Annotated in this window: 17 protein-coding genes and 1 pseudogene; 5 read left to right on the top strand and 13 right to left on the bottom strand. The window is 60.8% G+C overall.

Annotation, left to right across the window (positions count from 1 at the left end):
- Positions 1-2 precede the first annotated feature (2 nt).
- The 8 genes from otnC to QN222_RS29250 form a co-directional block, all read right to left on the bottom strand.
- The gene (gene otnC, locus QN222_RS29285) at positions 3-641 is read right to left on the bottom strand and encodes a 3-oxo-tetronate 4-phosphate decarboxylase (protein ID WP_283963620.1); all 639 of its coding nucleotides are present in this window, start codon (positions 639-641) and stop codon (positions 3-5) included.
- Positions 638-1909: a 3-oxo-tetronate kinase gene (gene otnK, locus QN222_RS29280; protein ID WP_283963621.1), complete on the bottom strand. Its 1272-nt coding sequence runs from the start codon at positions 1907-1909 to the stop codon at positions 638-640. The genes otnC and otnK overlap by 4 nt, the downstream gene beginning before the upstream one ends.
- 1 nt (position 1910) lies before the next feature.
- Complete coding sequence (locus QN222_RS29275; protein ID WP_283963622.1) at positions 1911-2603, bottom strand: arylsulfatase; 693 nt, start codon at positions 2601-2603, stop codon at positions 1911-1913.
- Between the two features lie 68 nt (positions 2604-2671).
- Positions 2672-3748, bottom strand: a complete 1077-nt coding sequence (locus QN222_RS29270) for an ABC transporter ATP-binding protein (protein ID WP_283963623.1) — start codon at positions 3746-3748, stop codon at positions 2672-2674.
- On the bottom strand, positions 3741-5501 hold the full coding sequence (locus QN222_RS29265; RefSeq protein WP_283963624.1) for an iron ABC transporter permease: 1761 nt from the start codon (positions 5499-5501) through the stop codon (positions 3741-3743). Before QN222_RS29265 ends, QN222_RS29270 begins: the two co-directional genes overlap by 8 nt.
- A gap of 62 nt (positions 5502-5563) precedes the next feature.
- A complete protein-coding gene (locus QN222_RS29260) occupies positions 5564-6670 on the bottom strand; it encodes an ABC transporter substrate-binding protein (protein WP_283963625.1) in 1107 nt (368 codons plus the stop codon).
- 121 nt (positions 6671-6791) lie between these two features.
- The gene (locus QN222_RS29255; RefSeq protein WP_283963626.1) at positions 6792-7886 is read right to left on the bottom strand and encodes an isocitrate/isopropylmalate dehydrogenase family protein; all 1095 of its coding nucleotides are present in this window, start codon (positions 7884-7886) and stop codon (positions 6792-6794) included.
- A gap of 92 nt (positions 7887-7978) precedes the next feature.
- Positions 7979-8899 (bottom strand): GntR family transcriptional regulator, encoded by a 921-nt coding sequence (locus QN222_RS29250; RefSeq protein WP_283963627.1) that lies wholly within the window; start codon positions 8897-8899, stop codon positions 7979-7981.
- A 195-nt stretch (positions 8900-9094) separates the two neighbouring features.
- On the opposite strand from QN222_RS29250, the gene acnA reads away from it, so the two are divergent.
- Entirely contained in the window at positions 9095-11722 is a 2628-nt protein-coding gene (gene acnA, locus QN222_RS29245) for an aconitate hydratase AcnA (protein ID WP_283963628.1), read from the top strand.
- 529 nt (positions 11723-12251) lie between these two features.
- On the opposite strand, the gene QN222_RS29240 is transcribed toward acnA, so the two are convergent.
- The 3 genes from QN222_RS29240 to QN222_RS29230 form a co-directional block, all read right to left on the bottom strand.
- Positions 12252-12797: a TetR/AcrR family transcriptional regulator gene (locus tag QN222_RS29240; RefSeq protein WP_336621049.1), complete on the bottom strand. Its 546-nt coding sequence runs from the start codon at positions 12795-12797 to the stop codon at positions 12252-12254.
- A 278-nt stretch (positions 12798-13075) separates the two neighbouring features.
- Positions 13076-16186: an efflux RND transporter permease subunit gene (locus QN222_RS29235; protein WP_283963634.1), complete on the bottom strand. Its 3111-nt coding sequence runs from the start codon at positions 16184-16186 to the stop codon at positions 13076-13078.
- Positions 16187-16188: 2 nt separating this feature from the next.
- Positions 16189-17295: an efflux RND transporter periplasmic adaptor subunit gene (locus QN222_RS29230; protein WP_283963629.1), complete on the bottom strand. Its 1107-nt coding sequence runs from the start codon at positions 17293-17295 to the stop codon at positions 16189-16191.
- Between the two features lie 98 nt (positions 17296-17393).
- Between QN222_RS29230 and QN222_RS29225 the strand changes: the two genes are divergently transcribed.
- The 3 genes from QN222_RS29225 to QN222_RS29215 all read left to right on the top strand — a co-directional run bounded on the left by QN222_RS29225 (position 17394) and on the right by QN222_RS29215 (position 20356).
- The gene (locus QN222_RS29225) at positions 17394-17981 is read left to right on the top strand and encodes a TetR/AcrR family transcriptional regulator (protein ID WP_283963630.1); all 588 of its coding nucleotides are present in this window, start codon (positions 17394-17396) and stop codon (positions 17979-17981) included.
- Between the two features lie 187 nt (positions 17982-18168).
- Positions 18169-19467, top strand: coding sequence for a beta-ketoacyl-ACP synthase II (gene fabF / locus QN222_RS29220; RefSeq protein ID WP_283963631.1), 1299 nt, complete (start codon positions 18169-18171; stop codon positions 19465-19467).
- A 73-nt stretch (positions 19468-19540) separates the two neighbouring features.
- Positions 19541-20356 (top strand): oxidoreductase, encoded by an 816-nt coding sequence (locus QN222_RS29215; protein WP_283963632.1) that lies wholly within the window; start codon positions 19541-19543, stop codon positions 20354-20356.
- An 85-nt stretch (positions 20357-20441) separates the two neighbouring features.
- On the opposite strand, the gene QN222_RS29210 is transcribed toward QN222_RS29215, so the two are convergent.
- Positions 20442-20945: an SRPBCC family protein gene (locus QN222_RS29210; RefSeq protein WP_283963633.1), complete on the bottom strand. Its 504-nt coding sequence runs from the start codon at positions 20943-20945 to the stop codon at positions 20442-20444.
- Positions 20929-21285 carry a metalloregulator ArsR/SmtB family transcription factor gene (locus QN222_RS29205; RefSeq protein ID WP_283963635.1) on the bottom strand — a complete coding sequence of 119 codons (357 nt, stop codon included), beginning with the start codon at positions 21283-21285 and terminating at the stop codon, positions 20929-20931. Before QN222_RS29205 ends, QN222_RS29210 begins: the two co-directional genes overlap by 17 nt.
- Positions 21286-21550: 265 nt before the next feature.
- Between QN222_RS29205 and QN222_RS29200 the strand changes: the two are divergent.
- Positions 21551-21922: pseudogene (locus tag QN222_RS29200) on the top strand (integrase); the annotation flags it as partial.

Genomic DNA, 21922 nt, shown 5'->3' with positions numbered 1-21922 from the left:
CGTCAGTAGGCTCCAAAAACGGCCTTGAGTTCTTCAACGCTCGCGGCAGCCAGCATGCGTTTGGGCGCATCACGCAGGAGCACAAGCAGCTTGGCGGTTTCTTCAAGTTCTTCCGCTGCGTAAACTGCTGATGCGAGATCTCGCCCGGTCACAACCGGTCCATGGTTCGCAAGCAACACTGCGGCATAACGACCGTCCAGTTCCCGGATCAAATCCCCTGCACGCTCGTCGCCGGGCCGCACGTACGGCACCAGTTTCACCTGTCCCACGCGCATGACGACATAAGGCGTGAGCGGGGGGATGCAGTCGTCCGCATCGGTATCAGTCAAACAGGACAACGCCGTCGCGAAGGTGGAGTGGAGGTGTACCACTGCCCCTGTCCGAGGTCGCGTTTCATAGAAGGCACGATGCAGAAAGATCTCCTTCGAAGGCTTGTCGCCTGAGATATGGTTTCCATTGCGATCCAGCTTGCTGATCCGGGCTGGATCGAGAAAGCCGAGGCAGGAATTGGTGGGGGTGATCAGCAGGCCGTCGTCGACAGCCGCACTGATGTTGCCTGCCGACCCGACCGAGAAACCGCGATCGAACAATGATTTCGAGAGCTGTACCATCTGCTCTCGTAGAGTGGCTTCCTTGCTCATCGACCTGCCAGCCTTTCCAGTGCCTTTGTGAAGAAGTCCGGCGACCCGAAGTTTCCGGACTTCAGTGCCAGGGCCACAGGTTCCGGCCCGCCAGAAACGAGCACAGGCACTCCTGGATCTATCTCCGGACCAATGGATAGTGCGCCGAGTTCAAGCGCGGAGACGACGGCACCTGATGTTTCTCCCCCGGCGACCACGAGACGTCGGATCCCTGACCGGACCAGCTCCTGTGCCGTTTCGGCAAAGAGCTGGTCGAGGGCACGAGCCACGTTCTCGCGGCCATACTTCTCCTGTAGCGCGCGAACCGTTTCAGGAGCGCCAGATGAATAGGCAAGTGGAGCCCGTCCTTCATGTCGGAGCAGGAAGGCGGCCACGTGGCCGGGTGTGGTTTTCCCGTCCATGACAGCATCGACGTCGATCGGCATGGTCGGGTGATTGGTTTTGTGAAGCTCGACCTGCTCGCGCGTGGCCCCGGAGCAGCTTCCGGCCAGAATGGCGTCCGGACCCAGCACGCCCACCGCTGTAGAGCCATTGCCCTTGGCAAGCCCTCGGTCGATGAAGTTGGCGGGTAGGCCGATCGCGATCCCGGATCCGCCGGTTATCAATCGATGGTCGGCCACGGCGCGTCCGATCGACACCAGATCGCCGTCGCTGATGGCATCGACGATCACAAGCGTCTCCTGAGCGCTCGCTGCGGCATTCAGTGCGGTTGCGATGGCTTGCGATCCATTGTGCACGACATCGATGCCGACGTGCCCGACCTCGGATGTGGTCTGCTTCCTAAGCCACCGCCGGATGTCGGCGTCGGTCATGGGATTGAGTGGATGATTTTGCAAACCGGATTCGTTGAGAAGCATGTCCCTCACGAACAAATGTCCCTGATAGACCGTGCGTCCGGCACCCGGAAATGCAGGGCATGCCACGACACCCTTCACACCAAGTGCGTTTGCCAGCGCTTCGCCGACTTGTCCGATGTTGCCGTTCGGCGTGGAATCGAACGTCGAGCAATACTTGAAGACGATCTGCCGGCACTCCTGCTCCAGCAGCCAATTAAGCGCACGCAGGGATTGCTCGACAGCATCTTTCGCTGCGATCGAGCGGCTTTTCAACGCTATGACGCCAGCTTCCACGTCGCCTGCGGCGTTTTCCGTCGGTACTCCCAGATACTGGACCGTTCGCAGGCCACCCTGCCCCGGAAGGCTCTTGGCAAGCGTGTTGGCGATATCGCTCGCCCCCGTGAAATCATCTGCAATGACACCGATCAGCATATCACACAGCACCTCGACGAATAGAATGATCGTCCGCGGCCAGCAGGCGACGAAGTTTCGCAATCGCCGCGTCCGGGCTCGTGAGAACGGGAATATCCGTGACCGCCTGAACGGCCTTCAGTGCGCGTGCCGTCGAGAAATGGGCCAAGGTGATAGCATCGAATCCTTCGAGCTTGGCTGCGGCTTCCGCTATGAGCCTATTGTGCGTTTCCGCATCGCCTGCCCGAACAGCTTCGATTGCGCCGTCCACCAGGAAACTCTCGATCGCGGCATAGGGATTGAGGCGCTCCGCTTCCTCGCGGAACTCGACTTCCATTCCTTCGCGGGCGGGTGGAAAAGTGTAGAGCATCGCAGTGCGACCGCCCTTGTGGATCGCGGCCTCGAACATCGCCTCGTTCGGCTTCAGGACCGGAATGTCGACCGTCGTCGCGGCCTGCTCGATTGCCCGTCCGAACGCCGAGCAGGTGAAGAGCACCGCATCGCTGCCGATCATGCGGGCGTATTTCGTCAATGCAACGATCCTGTCAGTCAGCGCATCGGTGATGCCGGCCTGCTTGGCCCGGTCCGGCGAGAGGCTGTCCTCGAGGATGTTGACCGTGTCGGCCTCGGGCCACGAACGCTCAAAGGCCTGTCTTATCGGATCCATGGCGATGGTCGTCGCATGGACAAGCGCGATTCTCAGTTGAGTTGTCACTGCGTTTCATCCTTGAAAAGGTTGGCGGCCGCTCAGGAGGATCATCGGCCGCCGATGGAGGCACTGTGCTATTGCGCGCCTGCCGAGAACACCCAGACGCTTTCGGGCGGAATCCGAGCCCAGACCTTGCCTGACGCAAGCTGCTTCGCGCCATGCGCCTTTGCCACGAAATCACCGCGCCGCAGACGATATTCCCAACGGTCTCCGAGGTAGATGCTGTCGTCGAGGTTCATCTCGAGGCCGTCTGCGGCCGGGCTGTCCGTCACGCTTATCTGCTCGACGCGGATCACGGCGCGCGCATCCTGGGATGCGTTCAAGCCGACCGTTTCGCGGATCGTGCCGTTGAGGCTCCAGTTGTCGCCGCCGATGACCGCAGTCCTGCCGTCGACGGTCTTGATCTTCGCCCTGACGATGTTGTTCGCACCCAGGAAGTCAGCCGAATAGAAGCTGTTGGGGTTCGAGTAGATCTCCTGCGGTCCGCCTTGCTGGACGATGCGTCCGTCCTGCAGCAGGAGAATGTTGTCGGCCGCGGCCAGCGCTTCGCTCTGGTCGTGCGTCACTAGGATCGCGCAGATCTCCAGATCGAGGATCAGCTTGCGGATCCAGTAGCGCGCCTCCTCGCGCAGCTTCGCGTCGAGGTTGGACAGCGGCTCATCGAGGAGAAGGACGCGGGGCTCGTAGACCAGCGCCCGGCAGATGGCGACGCGCTGCTGCTGTCCGCCGGAGAGCTGCGACGGGAAGCGGTCGGCCAGATGTCCGAGGCCCATCCGGTCCAAGATCCCTTGCACACGCTTTTCGATGTCCGCCTGGGCAACGTTGCGCAGCTTAAGCCCGTAGCCGACGTTTTCCTTCACTGTCCGGTGCGGCCAGAGCGCATAGGACTGGAAGACGAGCCCGATGTTTCGCTGCTCAGGAGGAAGCGCGAGCTTCTTCTCTCCGTCCAGCACCGTCTTTCCGCCGATGACGATCTGCCCGATTTCCGGCTGTTCCAGGCCGGCGACGCAGCGGAGCAGCGTCGTCTTGCCGCTACCGGAGGCCCCGAGCAGGGCAACGATAGAACCACGTTCGGCCGTAAACGACGCACCCTTCAGGATCTGCAGTCCGCCGAGCCACTTCTGGACATTGCTTACAACGAGTTCAGTCATGTATTTTTGCTCCCAAACGAAGGGCGAGTGCGAGGCCCGCGCCAGTCAATACGATGCTGATGAGGGAAAGGGCGGCGATCGTGTTCATGGCACCCGTCTGAAGCAGCGAGACCATGAGCGAACCGATGACTTCCGTACCCGCGCCCATCAGGTAGACGCCTGTCGCGTATTCGCGAAGGAAGATGATCATGATGAGGGCCCACGCACCGGCCAGGCCCGGACGCACGATCGGAATGACCACGTCCTTCCAGGTCCGGCCGATCGTCGCCCCCGTCGTGCGAGCGGATTCTTCCAGTTCCGGCGCGACCTGGATCAGCGTGCCCTGAAGGAGACGCAGACCATAGGACAGGCCGACGACGACATAAGCAACGAACAGGCTCACCAGCGTCGGTCGCAGCGGGGTTAGGAACGGCACGAACAGGAACACCCAGAAGAAGGCGAGACCGATGACCAGGCCGGGTAGCGCCCGCGGCAGAAGGACGATGTAGTCGAGCACCGTGTTGGACATGCCCCAGTTGCGGTGGCCTGCGAGGCCGACCAGCAGATAGATGCCGACGGCAAGCGCCCCACCGAAGACGGACAGCACAACGGTGTTGATGATGCCGCGGACAAGGCTCGGTACTTCCAGCATGCGGTCGAAGTTCGCAAAGGTGAGTTGATCCCAGAGATTGACCCCCTCGCCCCAGGCATCCACGAAAGCACGCACGGCGATCCCACCGATCGGAAGCACGACGGAGACGAAGAGCCAGAAGCCGATGATCGAAAGGGCGATCAACTGGCCGCTTGTGCCCAGCTTGAGCGTGGAGACACGCGCGCCCTTGCCGCCCATCGCCGCATACTTGCGGGCATTGCGGAGCAGCCTTCGCTGCATCCAGACGAGCGGCAGGGTAATGAGGATCAGGACGACGGCAACGACCGCCATGAGCTGATAAGTCGGGGTACCGAAGAGTGTCGTGAGTTTGTAGATGTAGGTGGTCAGCACCATAATGCCGTTGGGATCGCCGAGCACCAGTGGAATGCCGAAGGTCTCGAAGCCAAGCAGGATGTTGAGGGCCGCTGCGAAGATCAGCGCCGGTAGCACCATCGGCAGCGTCACGTCACGAGACACCTGCCAGATGGACGCACCTGTGGTGCGCGCTGCCTCTTCCAGGTCTGATGGCAGATTGCGCATGGCCGACGACACGTAGAGATAGACATGCGGCACATGGCTCAGGCCGGCGATCAGGATCATTCCAGGCAGGCTATAGATGTTCCAAGGAACGATTCCGATCAAGTCTCGCACGAACAGCGAGACGAAGCCCGTCGGCCCGACCGAGACCGTGTATCCAAACGCCAAAACGATCGACGAAATGAACATCGGCACGAGCACGAGGATCTCGAGCAGACGCTTGGCCTTAATGTCCGTGCGGGTGATGAGAAATGCCAGTAAGCCGCCCAGCGGCACAGCGATGGCCACCATGCCGAAGGAGAAAATGGCTGTCGTGCCGAGTGCCCGGTAGAAGTTCTTGTCGGTAAAGACGTAGCGATAGGCATCAAAGCCAAACTTGGCGCGCGGGCTGAAGAAAGCAGCCGTCAGGAAGCTCTGGTAGATGATCAGGCCGACAGGTGCCAGAACCGCGATCGCGAGCAAGCCGATGACAATTCGGCGGTAAGCATTCGCGTTGCCGTTTTTCGGCATTCTCGCGGGGTACCTCTTCTCGGCTGCCGCTTTCGTCATCGTAAGCGCAGCCGGCGCTGGTGCATGGGTAGACATCGTTGCCTCTCACAAAGGAATTGGAAGCTGCGGCGCTTTGCTGCGCCGCAGCCGGAGCGGCGTTAGCGACCGAGGGCGGCCTTCCAATCGTTCAGGAACTGGACGCGCTTCATCTGGTCCATGTATTCGAGGACGCCTTCATCGACGGCGATCGGCTTCAGGCCGCCACCGACACGCTCGTTGAGCGTCTTGACGTTCAGGCCGGCGGTGACGTCTTCACGCACTGACGGTAGACCACCTTCTGCGAGCGCCGACTGGCCTTCCTGGGAAAGCATAAAGTCGATGAACAGCTTGGCGGCGTTCGGATGCGGTGCATCCTTGGTCATCAAGATTACACGCGAGAATGCCGGCGTGTAGTCGGTGGCAAAGTGGACGCCTAGGTTCGGGCTCTCCTTGACCCAGTCGAGGGCATAGGAACCGATGATGTTGATCGCGATGACGTTCTCGCCGGAAACGACCGTTTCCTTCATGCCGCCCGAGCTGGAATAGATCTTGGCTCCGTCGTCACCCATGGCCTTGGCAAGATCCCAGAAGTCAGAACGGTTACGGGCATCGTTCGAATGATGAAGGAAGCCGGAGCCGCTCTTCTCTGGATCGAAGGTCGCGACCTTGCCCTGCAGCTCGGTCTTGTTGTCCTTCAGGAAGGTGATCATGTCGGCGTAGGTCTTCGGCAAACGATCTTCCGAAAGCGCCTTGGTGTTGTAGATGACACCGACCGGCTCGACGGTCGAACCGAAGAGCGTGTTCTTGTAGTTCGCCCAGCTCGGAAGATTGGCCGCCTCCGGTGAGGCGTATTCCGACGCATAACCGTCCTGCACCAGCGTCATTTGCAGGTCCATGGCAGAACTCCAGACAACGTCAGCGGTCGTTTGACCCGCTGCGGCCTCGGAGATCACTTGGTTGTAGGCACCGTTGGTCCCAAGGTCGTTGTAGGCGATCTTGATGCCATACTTCTTCGTAAACGCATCCTGCAGCTTCTGCGACTGGGCAGCATCGGTCGACGTGTAGACCGATACGGTTCCCTCCTTCTTGGCTGCCTCGATGAGCGAGGCATAGTCCGCGGGATACCCGGTGGGAACTTCCTGAGCGAATGCTGCCGTACCGAAAGTGACCATCAATGCCGTGGCGGCAATCAAGCGTGCGGAACGACCCGATACTTTCATGTTCATTTTTTCTCTCCCAAAAACGTGCCCGCGCTCCAAGCTCCTCCGGGCGGTGACACGAGGGCTATGCCGCCCTCGTATTTTCATCGCACTGCAAATTGGCTTTTGCAATACAAAAAAGCAAATACTAAGCGCTAGCGGCCTTCTTGGATGGCGAGGCGCTGCGCACGGCCTTCGCCACTAATGCGCCGAAGGCGTCTGTATTGATGGCGCCGCCGAGATCGCGGGTACGCGTTTCGGGATTGGCAAGAACCTCGTCCACGGCCCGTTCGATCTCTGCTCCCGCAGCCTCAAACTGCGGCAAGCCACGCTGTTCACCCAGCCAGCTCAGCATCATTGCTGCCGAGAGAATGAGCGAGGTCGGATTTGCGATATTCTGGTTCTCGATGTCAGGTGCCGAACCATGCTGGGCCTGGGCGCAAACCAGACCGGTTTCAGCGTTCGCATTGATCGAGCCAGCAAGACCGAGACTGCCCGAGAGCTCGCTTGCCAGGTCCGAAAGAATGTCAGAGTAGAAGTTGGTCGCGACAATCACATCGAAGCGTGAGGGATCACGCACGAGATGGGCAGCCATTGCATCGATGATGAACTCGTTCAGCGTGACTTCCGGGAATTCAGCAGCGACCTTCCGCACCTGCTGCAGGAACAGGCCATCTGTCAGGATGAAGTTGTTTGCCTTGTGAACCGCGGTGACCTTCTTGTTGCGCTTCATGGCAAGCAGGAAGGCTTGGCGTGCGATGCGCTCGCATGCCGAAGCCGTAATCTTGCGCACAGAAAGCGCAACGTCCGGCGTCGGCATGAACTCGCCTGTGCCTGCATACATGTTGCGGTCCGGGTAGAACCCTTCCGTGGCCTCGCGCATGATGACGAGGTCCATCTTCTTGGCATTGTTGAGGAAGCTGCGGGAACGCGCTGGACGCACGTTGGCATAGAGGTCCAGCTTCACCCGGAAACCCGCCGATACGTTCACTCCGCCCTTGTCGCGCGGTGGGTAGTCCATATGGGACTGCGGTCCGAGAATGATGCCGTCGAAAGTGCGTGCGAGCTCGATTGTCTCATCGCGAAGGGTCGAACCGTACTTCTCCAGGCTCGTGAAGCCAGTGTCCTCGAAGTGGTATTCCAAGCCCAAGCCAAAAGCCGCATCCGTGGCCTTCAAGACCTCCATTGTTGCCGCAGTGATCTCCGGACCGATCCCATCACACGGCGTCACGAATATTTTCATCAGACAATCTCCCATGAGGCGACGAGCTAGTTCGCCGCACAACGTCACGAGAGACTATTGGCTTTTTTGATCTTAAAATGCAATCGAAAAATTCAGGCTTCGATTTTTTCTTGCGCCTGGTTCAACCATTCCCACGCAATCGGGGACTTCTTCGACAGCGCACCGCCAAGGTGTCGACGCATGGCGTAGGAGGCTTCGACGATCTCACCGCGCTCCAGCAAATCAAGGATATCGAGATGCTCCTGGCACTGCCGGACAGTGCGGTTGCGATCGACGCGTGAGCGGTACTCCAGCAAGCGACGCATGCGGTTCACGCGGACGAGTGAGAGATGGAAGAATGGGTTGTTCGACATCTTGATGAGCTCTTCATGGAAAAGTGCTCCGTTGTGCAGCAGGCGCTCCGCAGGTAGCCGCTCGATGTCCGTCTCCAACATCCGGGACTGAATCCGGCGCTGCTCATCAATGATCTTGCGATCTAGCCTAAATTCCGGCTCAAGCATGGCCGCAGGTTCGATCAGCATGCGAAATCGATAGATCTGCTCAAAGGCCTCAGGCGTCTTGGCGACCGGCAGGAAACGCCAACCATATCCCTGCTTGCGCTCCGCCCAGCCCTCGCGGACCGCACGCATCAGAATGTCGTTCAGTTGCGCCTTGGTCAGATCGTAGCGTTCGCGCAGCATCTGCTCGGTGACTTCGGCGGAGATCCGGTCGGTCAACCAGTCCTCGGCAAGCCGCTGGTAGTCATTCGCCACCTCGAACGGCTGCGCCTCGTCGCTGACCGGCTCGGCGATGGCACCTGCTAAACTGCTGACGAAGTAGCCTCTGTTTTCCTTCTGCTCGAGCACCCCTTGGTCGGCAAGGATCTGCATCGCCTCGCGCACGGGGGAGCGGGAGACGCCAAAGCGATCCGCCAGGTGCTGCGTCCGTAGATGCTCCCCCATGGTGAGTTCCCCGGACGTGACCAGAAGGGTGATTTCGTTTGCGATGTTCTGTGCGAGTTGGCTCGAGCGCATGATTGTTTGCCTTCGTTCGACGCACGCCGCGTCGTGTCTGCCGCAAACTTAAGCGAGCGCCGCGCCGATTGGAACACCCTGGCGCTCGATTTTTTGGCTTGCTACTCGCCATAAAGCCAATTTTCAGCAAAATGTGGATTGACACGGATTACTTTTTGGCTTTTTAAAACTATAAATCCAATTAGGAGTACTTGCATGGCGGCACTGAGCATCCAGACCCGCGCGGGTCGATTGAGGGCCGCTGACCTTCGTCAGGCGCTCGGTCCCGCCCTCACGCGCCTTCCGTGGCTGATGCGGATCTTCTTCGAGAATGCACTGCGCACCGGCTCGATGGAGGCCGACTCACTCAGGGAAACCTTCTTTGCCTGGCTAAAACATGGCCGAAGCGATGTGGAGCTACCGTTCCATCCCGCCCGCCTGCTCATGCATGATACCACCTGTGTGCCCGCGCTGGTCGACATTGCCGCCATGCGCGACGCCGTCGCGGAAGCCGGCGGCGACCCATCGATGCTTAAACCCGTTCTTCCGGTCGATGTCTCGGTCGATCACAGCGTCGCCGTCGACTGGTACGGCCGCCCCGGAGCGCGTGAATTCAACATGCAGCGCGAAATGGAACGAAATGAGGAGCGCTATCGCCTGATGAAATGGGCGACGAATGCCCTCCCCGGCGTTCGCGTCCATCCGCCTGGGACTGGCATCATGCACACGATGAACCTCGAGCAACTAGCAACGGTGGTCACGGTTCAGGACGTCAATGGCGAGCGTTGGGCGATACCGGATACGCTGATAGGAACCGACAGCCACACACCCATGATCAACGGCATCGGCGTGCTGGCCTGGGGCGTGGGCGGTCTGGAGGCGGAAAGCGTGTTCTTCGGCATGCCGGTGATGCTGCGCCTGCCCGACGTGATCGGCGTGCATTTGACAGGCACATTTCGTCCTGGCGTGATGTCCACCGACTTGGCTCTGGCGGTCACCCATCTGTTACGCGTGCATCAGGTTTCCGGCGAATTTGTCGAGTTTTTCGGGGACGGCGTTTCTGCCCTTTCCTGTGGTGACCGCGCCGTGATCGCCAACATGGCACCGGAATATGGTGCCTCGAGCGGATACTTCCCGATCGACCGCCAGACCATCCGCTATCTAAGGGAAACCGGACGCTCGGAACAACAATGCGAAATCGTCGAGAGCGTCGCCAGAGCCCAAGGCCTCTGGTTCAATCCAGACGTTCAGCCACGATACACACGGGTTTTGCAACTCGATCTGTCGACGCTGTCGCCAATCGTAGCCGGCCCACGACGTCCACAAGATCGCCTTCCGCTTCACAAGGCACGTCAGGCCCTGGCGGATGCATCTGGTCGTACCCTCGAACAGCCTGAGGGTGATATTCCCGACGGGGCCGTCGCCATTGCGGCGATCACGAGTTGCACCAACACGTCGGATCCGAAACTGCTGATCGCAGCCGGCTTGATCGCTCGGAAGGCCCGGCAGTTCGGACTGAAGCCTCCACACTGGGTCAAGACATCACTGGCACCTGGTTCTCCTGCTGCAGAACGCCTCCTGAAGCGCGCAGGATTGCTCGACGACCTCGAAGCTGTCGGTTTCAATATTGTCGGCTTTGGATGCACGACCTGCATCGGCAACTCAGGCCCGTTGCATCCAGACATGGACCTAGCTGTCTCCAGTGGTGCGGTCACCGCGGCAATCCTTTCCGGCAATCGTAACTTTCCGGGCCGTGTCCATGCGAAACTAGAGTATGGGTTTCTGGCTTCCCCTCCTCTCGTCATCGCATTTTCGCTTGTGGGTCGCGTCGTCGAGGACATTGCTCGCCAAGAGTTCGGCCACGCACCCGATGGAAGGCCGATCCTTCTGAAGGACCTTTGGCCTTCTGAGGAGGAGATCGCTGCGGTGCTCGGGGCCAGCGCATGCTCCACCGATTTCGCCGATGCATTTGCCGATGCCGAACGAAGCGACGCCTGGAAAGAGTTGGCCGCCCCCGAGTCGGTCCTCTTCCCCTGGGACGAACACTCCACTTACATAAGACGCCCACCTTTCGCCTCGCAGCAAATGCGAAGCCGCCTTGGAAAGTACAGCGCCTCCCCCCTCGTCGTGCTTGGCGATGACATGACGACAGACCATATTTCGCCGGCGGGCCAGATCGATCCTTCAAGCTATGCCGGTCACCACCTGATCGAAAGCGGTGATCCTGCGAACAATCTCAACGTCTACGCGGCAAGGCGTGGAAACTGGCAAGCGATGGTTCGGGGGCTGTTCGACAATCGCACCGCCCACAACTTGCTTCTGGATCAGACATCTGCCTCCACCACGATCCACTGGCCGAGCGGCGAGACGGGCCCGATCTGGGAAATCGCCCAGAAGTATCAGAGCGAAGGCAGATCAGTCGTCATCGTTGCCGGAGAGCGCTACGGCGCGGGATCCTCGAGAGACTGGGCCGCCAAGGGCGTGGCCCTCCTCGGCGTCAGGGCAGTGCTTGCGCGGAGTTTTGAACGAATTCACAGGTCAAATTTGATCAACATGGGGGTGTTGCCCATTCGGCTCCCGGACGACGCGCACCCTCAATCTTTGGCAATAGGGCCGGACACCATTTTCATGATTGACGCCGCCAAATTGAGCCCACGCTGCACCTTGACCGTCACCATGGAAGATCCATCAGGGCCTCGAAATCTGGATTGTAGCGCAGCGATCGAAACCGACCTCGAACTTCAAGTCCTCAGGGCGGGAGGAATGATCCCGCTCATTATCGCACGATCGCTGACATCACGGGCGGTTGAACCTGGCTTCAGTATGCATCCCCTTGCCCCATGACCAGTGTTCCTACAGTGTTTGCGTCAGGCTCGATGCGGAAATTATTGCCGCTCCACACACGCATCCACGGTCGCTCGCGGCGGGAAATATAGGGAAATCAAAGGCGATTTAGCTAAGTCATTGAAATCATGTGAGAATCCAAGGTCCCCAGATGAACTATTTTTGGACCTATTCCTTCCGTTTGTTAGCTGCCAACCCCACCAAAAAAAGCGAAGTCTTTGCAACTACTTGGCGCGATTTCGCATCAAGGAGCATGTAGCGTTCTCTAGATCCCAGGGATGCCTGGAGCTTTGTAGCAAGACGGCTCGGGACCCGTTTCGACTGCCTCAGACAAGCCGTGACCAATGACAGTGTCATGGCCGTAAGCGCACGGTCTGCTGCTCGGAAGCTCCACAAGCAGAGACCTGCAAGGGTTCAGACCAAGGCCTCACAATTGGTCCAAAGGGGCATAGCAGCTTGAGTATGCGGCGTCAGCTTCGCGCCCCATTTCGGACTTACACGGTCTTGGATGCACGCCTGAAAGCGGACGCTATGGTTTTAGATTTCCAAGGTCAGCAAGGCGGACTTCAAGACGTTCGGATTCGTGGCTGGTAGGGACGAGTTCGACCCTAAGCCGGCTCTCAAATGGTGAGGCCGCTGGGTCCGCGTCCGGGCGGTCACGGGCATAATCGGGCTTGCAAAGAGCCTTTTGGATAAAGCGAATCTGCTCGCGCAGGGCCGCTTCTGTGTCTTCGCCGTGTCGGACGCTGTGCTCGACCATAATCGGATGGAAGAACGGCATGAACGCGGACTTGACCGCGCGCGCCGCTTCGGCGGGATCTTCGACCTCGAACTCGCCCGCGTCGACGCCCTCGCGGATGATCGCCTCAAAGATCGTCACCATCTGCTCAGTATGCGCCTTGCTGACCGCCCAGTTCGCCTGCATGGAGGCGACAATCAGGTCGTGCAGGCGCTTTTCCTTGAGGAGTGTCACTTTGTGTTGGCGGTGGACCGCGGTCAGGAGCTCCTCGAGTTTCACCACGGGCGGCGCATTCGTGCGTGCGATCGTAGAAGCTATATCCGCGACCTCGCTCACTACCCGCCTGCAGATGGAGCTCGGAGGCAATGTCGGCCACCGTTGTCTTATCGTAGCCGATGCGGCGAAAGTGCTCCTCCGCCACCTCCAGGATGCGCGCGCGCACCTCGTCGGAATCGGCTCCCGTTCGAACGGGATGATTCATGGAAGTCTCCAGCACGGTTGAACCGGATCTGCGGCGCTCATCTGCAAGCGGCAAGATCGTTTGGCTGGCCCTGCATAAGTTCTGGCAGGGCCAGCGGGCGAGTGCGTGAGCCGTCTTTTCCGAAAACAGAGCCCTATTCGGCCGCCAGTGCTATGCGCACTTTCGGCTCCTCCGTCGGCTCCTGATGGGTCTCATCTGCAGTCGGCTTGATCCGGAACCAGGCCGCGTAGAGCGCCGGAAGGAAGAGCAGGATCAGCACCGTGCCGACCGCCGTGCCGCCGATCAGCGTATAGGCCATCGACCCCCAGAAGACCGAGTGCGTGAGGGGAATGAAGGCGAGCACGGCGGCCAGTGCGGTCAGGATCACCGGCCGCGTGCGTTGCACCGTTGCCTCAATGACGGCGTGATAGTCATCAAGCCCGGCAGCACGGTTCTCCTTGATCTGTTCGGTCAGGATCAGCGTGTTGCGCATCAGGATGCCGGCCAAACCAATCAGGCCGAGAATGGCGTTGAAGCCGAAGGGCTGGTTGAAGGTGAGCAGCATCGGCACGACGCCGACGAGGCCAAGCGGCGCCGTCAGCATGACCATGGCCATTGTCGAGAAGGATCGCACCTGCAGCATGATGACGATCAGCATGGCGGCGATCATCGCCGGAAAGACCTTGCCCAGGGCGGTATTGGCCTTGGCAGCCTCCTCGATCGATCCACCCAGCTCGATGCGATAGCCGGCCGGAAGCGAAGCGATCAGCGGCTGAAGGGCGGTCATGATCTCCATGGAGACCTCCGGAGGCTGGGTCACCTCATTGATGTCCGCGCGGATCGTAATGACCGGCGTGCGATCGCGGCGCTTCAGGATCGGCTCTTCCAGCCGGATTTCCGAATGGCCGATCTGATCGAGCGGAATCGGGCGGCCGTCGCGGCTCATCAAGGAGAAATCCGCCAGACGCGTCGGATCCAGCCGCTCGCCGCCGGCGCTGCGTGCGACGATCGGGACATTACGGATGTCCTCGCGGACCTGGGTAACGGGGATACCGGTGAGGAGAAACTGCAGTTGCTGGGCCGCCTCAGCCGGCGAGAGGCCGATGAGGTTCAGTCGCTCCTGATCCGGGATGAAGCGGAGTACAGGTGTACGATCGCCCCAATCGCGGTTGGCCTGCCGCGCGTCCGGGATGCTGCGCATGATGTCGAGCGCCTTCTCGGAAATGCTGTACAGTTGGGCGGGATCAGGTCCCATGACCCGAAACTCGACTGGGAACGGCGTGTAGGGTCCGAACACAAGCTGGGTGACACGCACATAGGCCTCCGGTGCAATGCCCTGTGACACCGCCTCGCGGAGTCGGTGCTTCAAAGCCTCGCGCGCCTCCGCGTCGGGTGTGAGCACGACGATCTTGGCGAAGGCCGGATCAGGCAATTCCGGCGCCATGGCAAAGAAGAAGCGGGGAGCGCCCTGCCCGACATAGCTCGTGACGATCTTGGCCTCGGGCTGGCTGTGCAGCCAGTGTTCGAGCTTCTCGACCGTTGCGGTCGTCGTCTCGATGCTGGTGCCTTGCGGCAGGCGAACCTCCACCAGCACCTCCGGTCGATCAGATGTCGGGAAGAACTGCTGCTTGACCGCTCCCATGCCGACCACGGAAAGCGCGAAGGCGATGCCGACGATGGCGCAGGTCAGAAACTTGTGGCGCACCGCAAAGGTGATGAGCCCGCGCAGACGCCGATAGTTCGGTGTGTTGTAAATCGCGTGATGACCGCCTTCGATCGGCTTGATCGCGGGGAGCATCTTGACGCCGAGGTAGGGCGTGAAGACCACCGCGACGATCCAGGAGACGATGAGGGCGAATCCCACGACCCAGAAGATGTTGCCGGCGTACTCGCCGGCCGTCGAGCGCGCGAAGCCCACCGGCAGGAAGCCGGCGATCGTCACGAGCGTTCCCGACAGCATCGGCGCCGCCGTGTGGCTCCAGGCATAGGCTGCCGCCTTGATGCGGCCCATGCCCTCTTCCATTTTCACCACCATCACTTCGATGGCGATGATGGCGTCGTCCACCAGAAGACCGAGCGCCAGGATGAGGGCGCCGAGCGTGATACGGTCGAAGAACCGGCCGGTTTCGAGCATGATGAGGAAGACCACCGCAAGCGTCAGCGGGACGGCAGCCGCCACGACGATGCCGACGCGCCAGCCGAGGCTGAGCAGGCTCACCACCAGCACCACGCCGAGCGCCATCGCGAACTTCATCATGAATTCGTCGACCGCCGAAGTGATATTGACGGCCTGGTCGGTCACCTTGTCGAGCGTCATCCCGAGCGGCAGTGCCGAGGCGATCGCTGCAGTCCTGTCCTCGAGCGCCTTGCCGAGCGCGAGACCGTCCCAGCCCTCCTGCATGACAGCCGCTAGCATGATGGTCGGCTCGCCCTGGCGCCGGATCAGGTAGGTCGGAGGATCCTCGTAACCGCGGCGGACCTCGGCAATGTCGGAGAGCTTCAGCGTCCGCCCCGCAGCGGCGATCGGTGTGTCGGCAATCGCCTGGACACTGTCATAAGCGCCGTTGACCCGGATGAAGACCTGCGGTCCCTTTGTGTCGATCGAGCCTGCCGGTGTTACGGTGTTCTGCCGCTGCAAGGCGGCAACAATATCCTGTGCCGAGACGCCGAGGGTTGCCAGTTTGGCATAGGAAAACTCGACGAAGATCTGTTCGGGTCGTTCACCGAGGATGTTGATCTTCTTGACGCCGGGCACGTGCAGGAGATCCTGGCGGATCACCTCGGCCTGCCTCGCCAGCTCACGCATCGGCATGCCCTTGGCCTCCAGCGCATAAAGGGCAAAGCTCACGTCCGAATATTCGTCGTTGACGAAAGGACCGAAAACGCCGGATGGCAGCTTGCGGGTTTCATCCCCGAGCTTCTTGCGGGCCTGGTAGAACTCCTCCTGCACGGCGGATGGCGGTGTGCTGTCCTTCAGCGTGACCGTCATATACGCATACCCTGGCCGTGTGGCCGTCTCCACCCGATCGTACCAGGTCAGCTCCTGAAGCCGCTTCTCCAGTGGTTCAGCAACGAGGTCCTGCATCTCGCGTGCCGTCGCGCCCGGCCATGCGGTTGTGACCGTCATGGTCTTGATGGTGAAGTTCGGATCCTCCGCCCGTCCGAGCATGAGGAAGGCGTAGGCGCCGGCGGCCACCAGCAGGAGGATGAAGAACAGGGTGACGGCCCGCTCGCGAACGGCGATCGCGGAAAGATTGAGGCTCATCATCAGTTACCCCCCTCAGGCGCAGTCCTGACGCGGGCGCCTTCCTGCAGGAGATGAGCGCCGAGCGAAACGATCGGATCGTCCGAGTTCAAACCGGAAATCATGGCGGTTTCGCTGGTCACGCGAACAAGCTTGACCGGTCGAAAGTGTACGGTCGAGCTGGCTCTGTCCAAGACCCAAACGCCGGTCTTCGCGCCATCGTCGAGCACGGCTCCGAGCGGCACCTGGACTTCCGGTTGCCTTACCTGGTTTGCAATCCGGATGGTAACCGTGGCACCGAGCGGTGCTGCCGCGGCCTCGCCGTCGAGGACATAGCGGGCCTCGTAGGTACGGGTCTGGAGATCGGCGGAGTCCGATAACTGCCGCAGACGTGCCGTGTAGCGACGCCCATCGCCCCCATACAGGCTGGCCTCGGCCGATGAGCCGACCGCGGGCCGGAGCGTCTCGGGAAGCGCGACCACGGCCTCGCGGGGACCGGCGTGGGCAAGACGAACCACCGTCTGGCCGGCGGAGACGACCTGCCCCGGCTCGCCGAGCGTATCGATCACCGTGCCGTCCGCATCCGCTGCCAGAACAGAATAGGTCGCCTCGTTCTCCGCAACCTTCGCTTCCGCTTCCGCGGCGGCGAGCTGTGCGGCGGCGGTATCGAGCGCCGCCTTCGCCTGCTCGTAACGCTGCGGCGTTGCCGCCAGACCATTCTTCACGAGAACCGCATAGCGCCTCTCGTCCGCACGCGCCTGAACCAGGACAGCGCGTGCGGCAGCGACAGCGTTGCGCTTGGCGGTGAGCGAAAGTCGTAGATCGGCCTCATCGATCCGCAGCAGCGGTTGGCCCGCCTTGACCTGTTCACCGACATCCACGAGGCGCTGAATGATTTTGCCCGGTACCCGGAAACCAAGATTGCTCTCAACCCGCGCGGCAACCGTACCTGTAAAGGCTCGCCTGGCGTTTTCCGGGTTCGTCGCCTCCACGACCATTACAAGTGGCGAAGCGACGCGAGGATCCGCGGCCTCCGCGTCCCGTGCCGGCGTTTCGAAAACGAGCGCGTACGCCACGCCCCCGGCTGCAGCCACAAGGCCGATCGATGTGAAAAGAAATTTGCGCTTCATGTCAGATGACCCTTGTTGACGGGCACTGCTGGAATTAGATTGCAATCTAAATCTAAACGTAATATAGATGTCAAGTGAAATCTAATTTGAGGTCGATCATGAGAGTTAGTCGGGCCCAGGCGGAGGCAAATCGCGAAGCGGTCATCAATGCAGCGAGCCGGCTTTTTCGAGAGCACGGCTTTGACGGCATCGGCCTCAAGGATCTGATGAAGGGAGCCGGTCTCACCCAGGGCGGATTCTACAAGCAGTTCGAATCCAAGGACGATCTTGCGGCACAGGCCTCGAGGCGGGCGATGGAGCACGCGACCCGCAGATGGTCGGCGGTTGCCGCGGCAAGCCCCGACCCTCTCGACGCCGTTATCGAACTCTACCTGTCGATGGGACATCGCGAGGAGAAGAGCGACGGTTGCCCCTTGGTGGCACTTGGTGCTGATGCGGCGCGTCAAAGCGAGGAGGTGAGAGCGCCGTTCCAGGATGGCATTCAAGCGCATCTTCAAATTCTCAACGAATTGATGCCCGAGGCGGAACGTCCAAAAACCTACGAGAAGGCCATGCCGATGCTGGCGCTGATGGTGGGGGCCGTGACGATCGCTCGGATCTTGAATGATGAAGAGATGTCGCAGCGGTTCCTCAACGCGGCTGCCGGTGAGGTTCGGCGGATCGCCGCCTCCGCAAGAAACGTGTGAGATGTCCTCTTCCCGCCAGTGGGGTCATCGCCTCACGCGGTTCGCACGCTGCCTTCCCGGTGTCTTGTCGCTCGGCCTGGCACACGTCCCGAGTTCGCCCTGACGAGACATTGGCGAAATGAATAGGCGGTAACCGCCGATCGAGCGTCTGCACCCCGCGCAGACGGATGAAATAGTTGGAGATCACATGCGTCGTATCGTTATCACAGGCATGGGAGCAGTCAGCCCGCTCGGAGCCAATGTGACGACTTCCTGGTCTCGGCTCTTGTCCGGGCGTTCGGGCATCCGACGGCTTGCGGACGAAGTCGTGGGGGAGCTGCCGGCGAAGGTCGGCGGAACGGTTCCCTCCCTGGGAGAAGACCCCGAAGCTGGCTTCGATCCGAGTACCATTCTTGCTCCAAAGGATCAGCGTAAGGTCGACCGATTCATTCTCTTCGCACTGGCGGCGGCAGAAGAGGCACTTGCGCAGGCGGAATGGAAACCGGTCTTGGAAGAGGACCGGGCCCGCACCGCGACTATCATCGCTTCCGGCATCGGCGGGTTCCCCGCCATCACGGAGGCGGTGCGAACGGTCGATCAGCGCGGTGTCCGACGGCTTTCACCCTTCACCGTGCCATCTTTCCTGGTGAACCTGGCAGCCGGGCAAATCTCCATCCGCTACGGCTTCAAAGGTCCGCTCGGCGCACCGGTGACGGCGTGTGCGGCCGGCATTCAGGCGATCGGCGATGCGGCTCGTCTTATCCGCGCCAATGAAGCCGACATCGCGGTGTGCGGCGGAACGGAAGCATGCATGAATGTCGTCAGCCTCGGTGGTTTTGCTGCGGCACGCTCTCTCTCGACCGGCTTCAATGAAGCGCCTGATCAGGCCTCGCGCCCCTTCGACATGTTGCGTGACGGCTTCGTCATGGGCGAAGGCGCCGGCATCCTGGTCGTCGAGGCATTGAGCCACGCGCTGGCGCGCGGTGCGAAACCGATCGCCGAGCTCGTCGGCTACGGTACCACAGCGGACGCCCACCACGTCACGTCCGGTCCCGAGGACGGCGACGGCGCGCGCCGCGCGATGGAGATCGCCATTGCCCAGGCCGGAGTTTCGCCACGCGAGATTCGCCACCTCAATGCGCACGCGACCTCGACGCCGGTCGGCGACCTCGGAGAAATCGCAGCGATCAAAAGGGTCTTCGGCGCCGATTTCAACGTCGCTGTCAGCGGAACGAAGTCGGCGACCGGACACCTGCTCGGAGCTGCCGGCGGGCTTGAAGCCATCTTCACGATCCTGGCGCTCAGGGATCAGGTGGCCCCGCCGACGCTCAATCTGAGCGCTCCGGATCCAGACGGCGACGGGATCGACTTCGTTGCGAACCACGCCCGGCCGATGGAGATGGACTACGCGATCTCCAATGGCTTCGGATTCGGAGGCGTCAACGCTAGCGCCTTGTTCCGACGCTGGACGGACAAGCTGGCGATCGCCGGAGAGCCCCGCGGCTGAAGTCTCGCCCCGGGGCCACTCCTCTTTCGAATCGACATGAAACGAATCAGCACAAAGAAGGAAGTAAATCTCGATGAACAAAGCCAATCTTGGTGTCGCCCTGGTGACTGGGGCATCGACCGGCATCGGACGCGCTACCGCCAAAGCCCTTCAGCGCGCGGGCTTTCGGGTCTTCGGAACCAGCCGTCGTGCGGCCGCCGAAAGATCTGATGGCATCAACATGCTGACCTGTGACGTAACCGACGATGCGTCTGTGGCGAGGCTGATCGATCAGGTGCTGGCCGAGGCCGGACGCATAGACCTGCTCGTCAACAATGCCGGCATTGGCCTGCTCGGCGGCGCAGAGGAGTCCTCAACTGCTCAGGCACAGGCGTTGTACGACGTGAACGTCTTTGGCGTGCTCCGCGTCACCAACGCCGTGTTGCCAACCATGCGGAGTCAGGGCAGGGGCAGGATCATCAACATAAGTTCCATTCTCGGGCTGATCCCATCGCCCTACAATGCTCTCTATGCATCGACCAAGCATGCCGTCGAAGGCTATTCCGAGTCTCTCGACCACGAACTGCGCACGTTCGGAATTCGCGTGGCGCTGGTCGAGCCCGGCTTTACCCGCACGGCCTTTGAGGAAAACCTGACTAGGCCCGATCGCTCGCTTGCTGTCTACGATACGGTGCGCGCTGACATGGAAGTGCAGATGCGCAAGGGGGTCGAAACAGGCGACGACCCCGAGGTCGTGGCAGAGACGGTTGTCAAAGCGGCAACCGCTAACGCGCCGAGAAGACGTTACACCGCCGGAAAAATGGCCGGCCAAGTTCGCTTGCTGCGCCGTTTCGTCCCCGAATCCGCGTTCGACAAGAGCTTGCGCAAACAGGCCGGGCTCCCGGTCTGAGTCGACAAAATGCGTTTCGCGGAAGGTAAGACAAATTGATCGGACTGCGCGAAACGCTTGATGCCTTCGAGTTTCCCGACCCGCGCTACTCGCCTATGCTGGAAAGCAATTCGTCGAGCTGCACCAACTGCTCCGGCAATGCGGCCGCCGAGCCCTGTAGTGCTTCCTCAAGCGCCTCCTTGGACGGATAGACTTCGTGGAAATTCAGTAGTGTCCTCCCGCCTTGGTCCTCGAAGGTCACGGTCGTGATCGCGCCCTCTTCGCCCTCGTCGTTGGTCCAGACGATGCGCTCGTTCGGTACCACCTCGAGATACTTGCCATAGAAGGCCATGGTGTCCGAACCGCCGGCGCCGAATTCCAGCCGATATTTGCCGCCGGTACGGACGTCCATATCGCACGATACGAGCGAAACGCCGGATACCGATTTTGGCACCCACCAGCGCTGGAACAGCTCGGGCTGGCTCCACGCCCTGTAAACCGTGCTCGGCGGTGCATTGAATGTCCGCGTCACGACGAGTTCGCGATCCCCTCTGCGCTCGACTGACGTGCGGTTCTGCGCACCACCTGCACTATTAACTTGCTGAGTCATCGCTTCCCTCCTGTTTCATTTCGCTGATGATTTCGTCCAATGCTTCGAAGCGGGCCTCGAAGAGCTTGCGATGCGCCTCGATCCACTCGGCCTCCGCCTTGAGGCCGCGTTTCCCAAGCTTGCAGGTTCTCACCCGTCCGACCTTCTGCGTGACGACGAGCCCCGCCCGCTCGAGAACCTGGACGTGCTTCTTCATGCCGGTCGGCGTCATCTGGAACTTGTCGGCGAGACTGGTAATCGACGCGTCCCCTCGCCCAAGCTGATCAATGATCCCGCGGCGGGTCGCATCGGACAGCGCCGCAAACGAGAGATCGAGGGGAGGACTTACATACTGAACCATATAGTTCAGTATGTAACCTGCTCGCGCAGGAAGCGCAAGCGTTCCGAACTCTCCATGCCGTAGACCGGTCATCCGAGGTCGTGCACCGCGGCGACGGCAGCAAAAAATCGTCTGCTGCGGGTCAAAAGGCAAACTTCGAGCCGCTGGTGAACGAATGTCAGCTTTCAACGCCTGCTCTCCGAAAGCAGTCCGCGGCTAACGGCCCTGCGGATCCTTGAACTCACCCATTTTCCTGAAGGCCAATGGTGGCCGAAGGAGAACTCAAATGGGTATTGCACAATACGATCCTGCCGCACTGGATCGACCGGCTTGGAACGCCGGCCGAAAAGTCGGCATCAAGAAGCCCCTGAAGCAGCGCCAGATTTGGGCGATCCGCTTCTTCCTCGACCGCGAGGGCCGCATGAGAGATCGCGCGCTGTTTGATCTCGCGATCGACAGTAAGCTCCGCGGCTGCGATCTTGTGAAAATGAAAATTGGAAGCCTTGTGACAGGAACGGAAATTCGAACCCGAGCCATGGTCGTCCAGCAAAAGACCGGCCGCCCTGTGCAGTTCGAGATCACGGCCGACGTCAGGGCAAGTTTGCTTGCATGGCTTCAGCGGCGAGGTGGAACAGTCGACGACTACGCTTTTCCCAGT

The sequence above is a fragment of the Sinorhizobium sp. 6-70 genome, assembly GCF_030124375.1.
Classification (GTDB): Bacteria; Pseudomonadota; Alphaproteobacteria; order Rhizobiales; family Rhizobiaceae; genus Sinorhizobium.
Note: the sequence above shows the minus strand (reverse complement) of the source record. Positions and strands in the feature narration are given on the sequence as shown.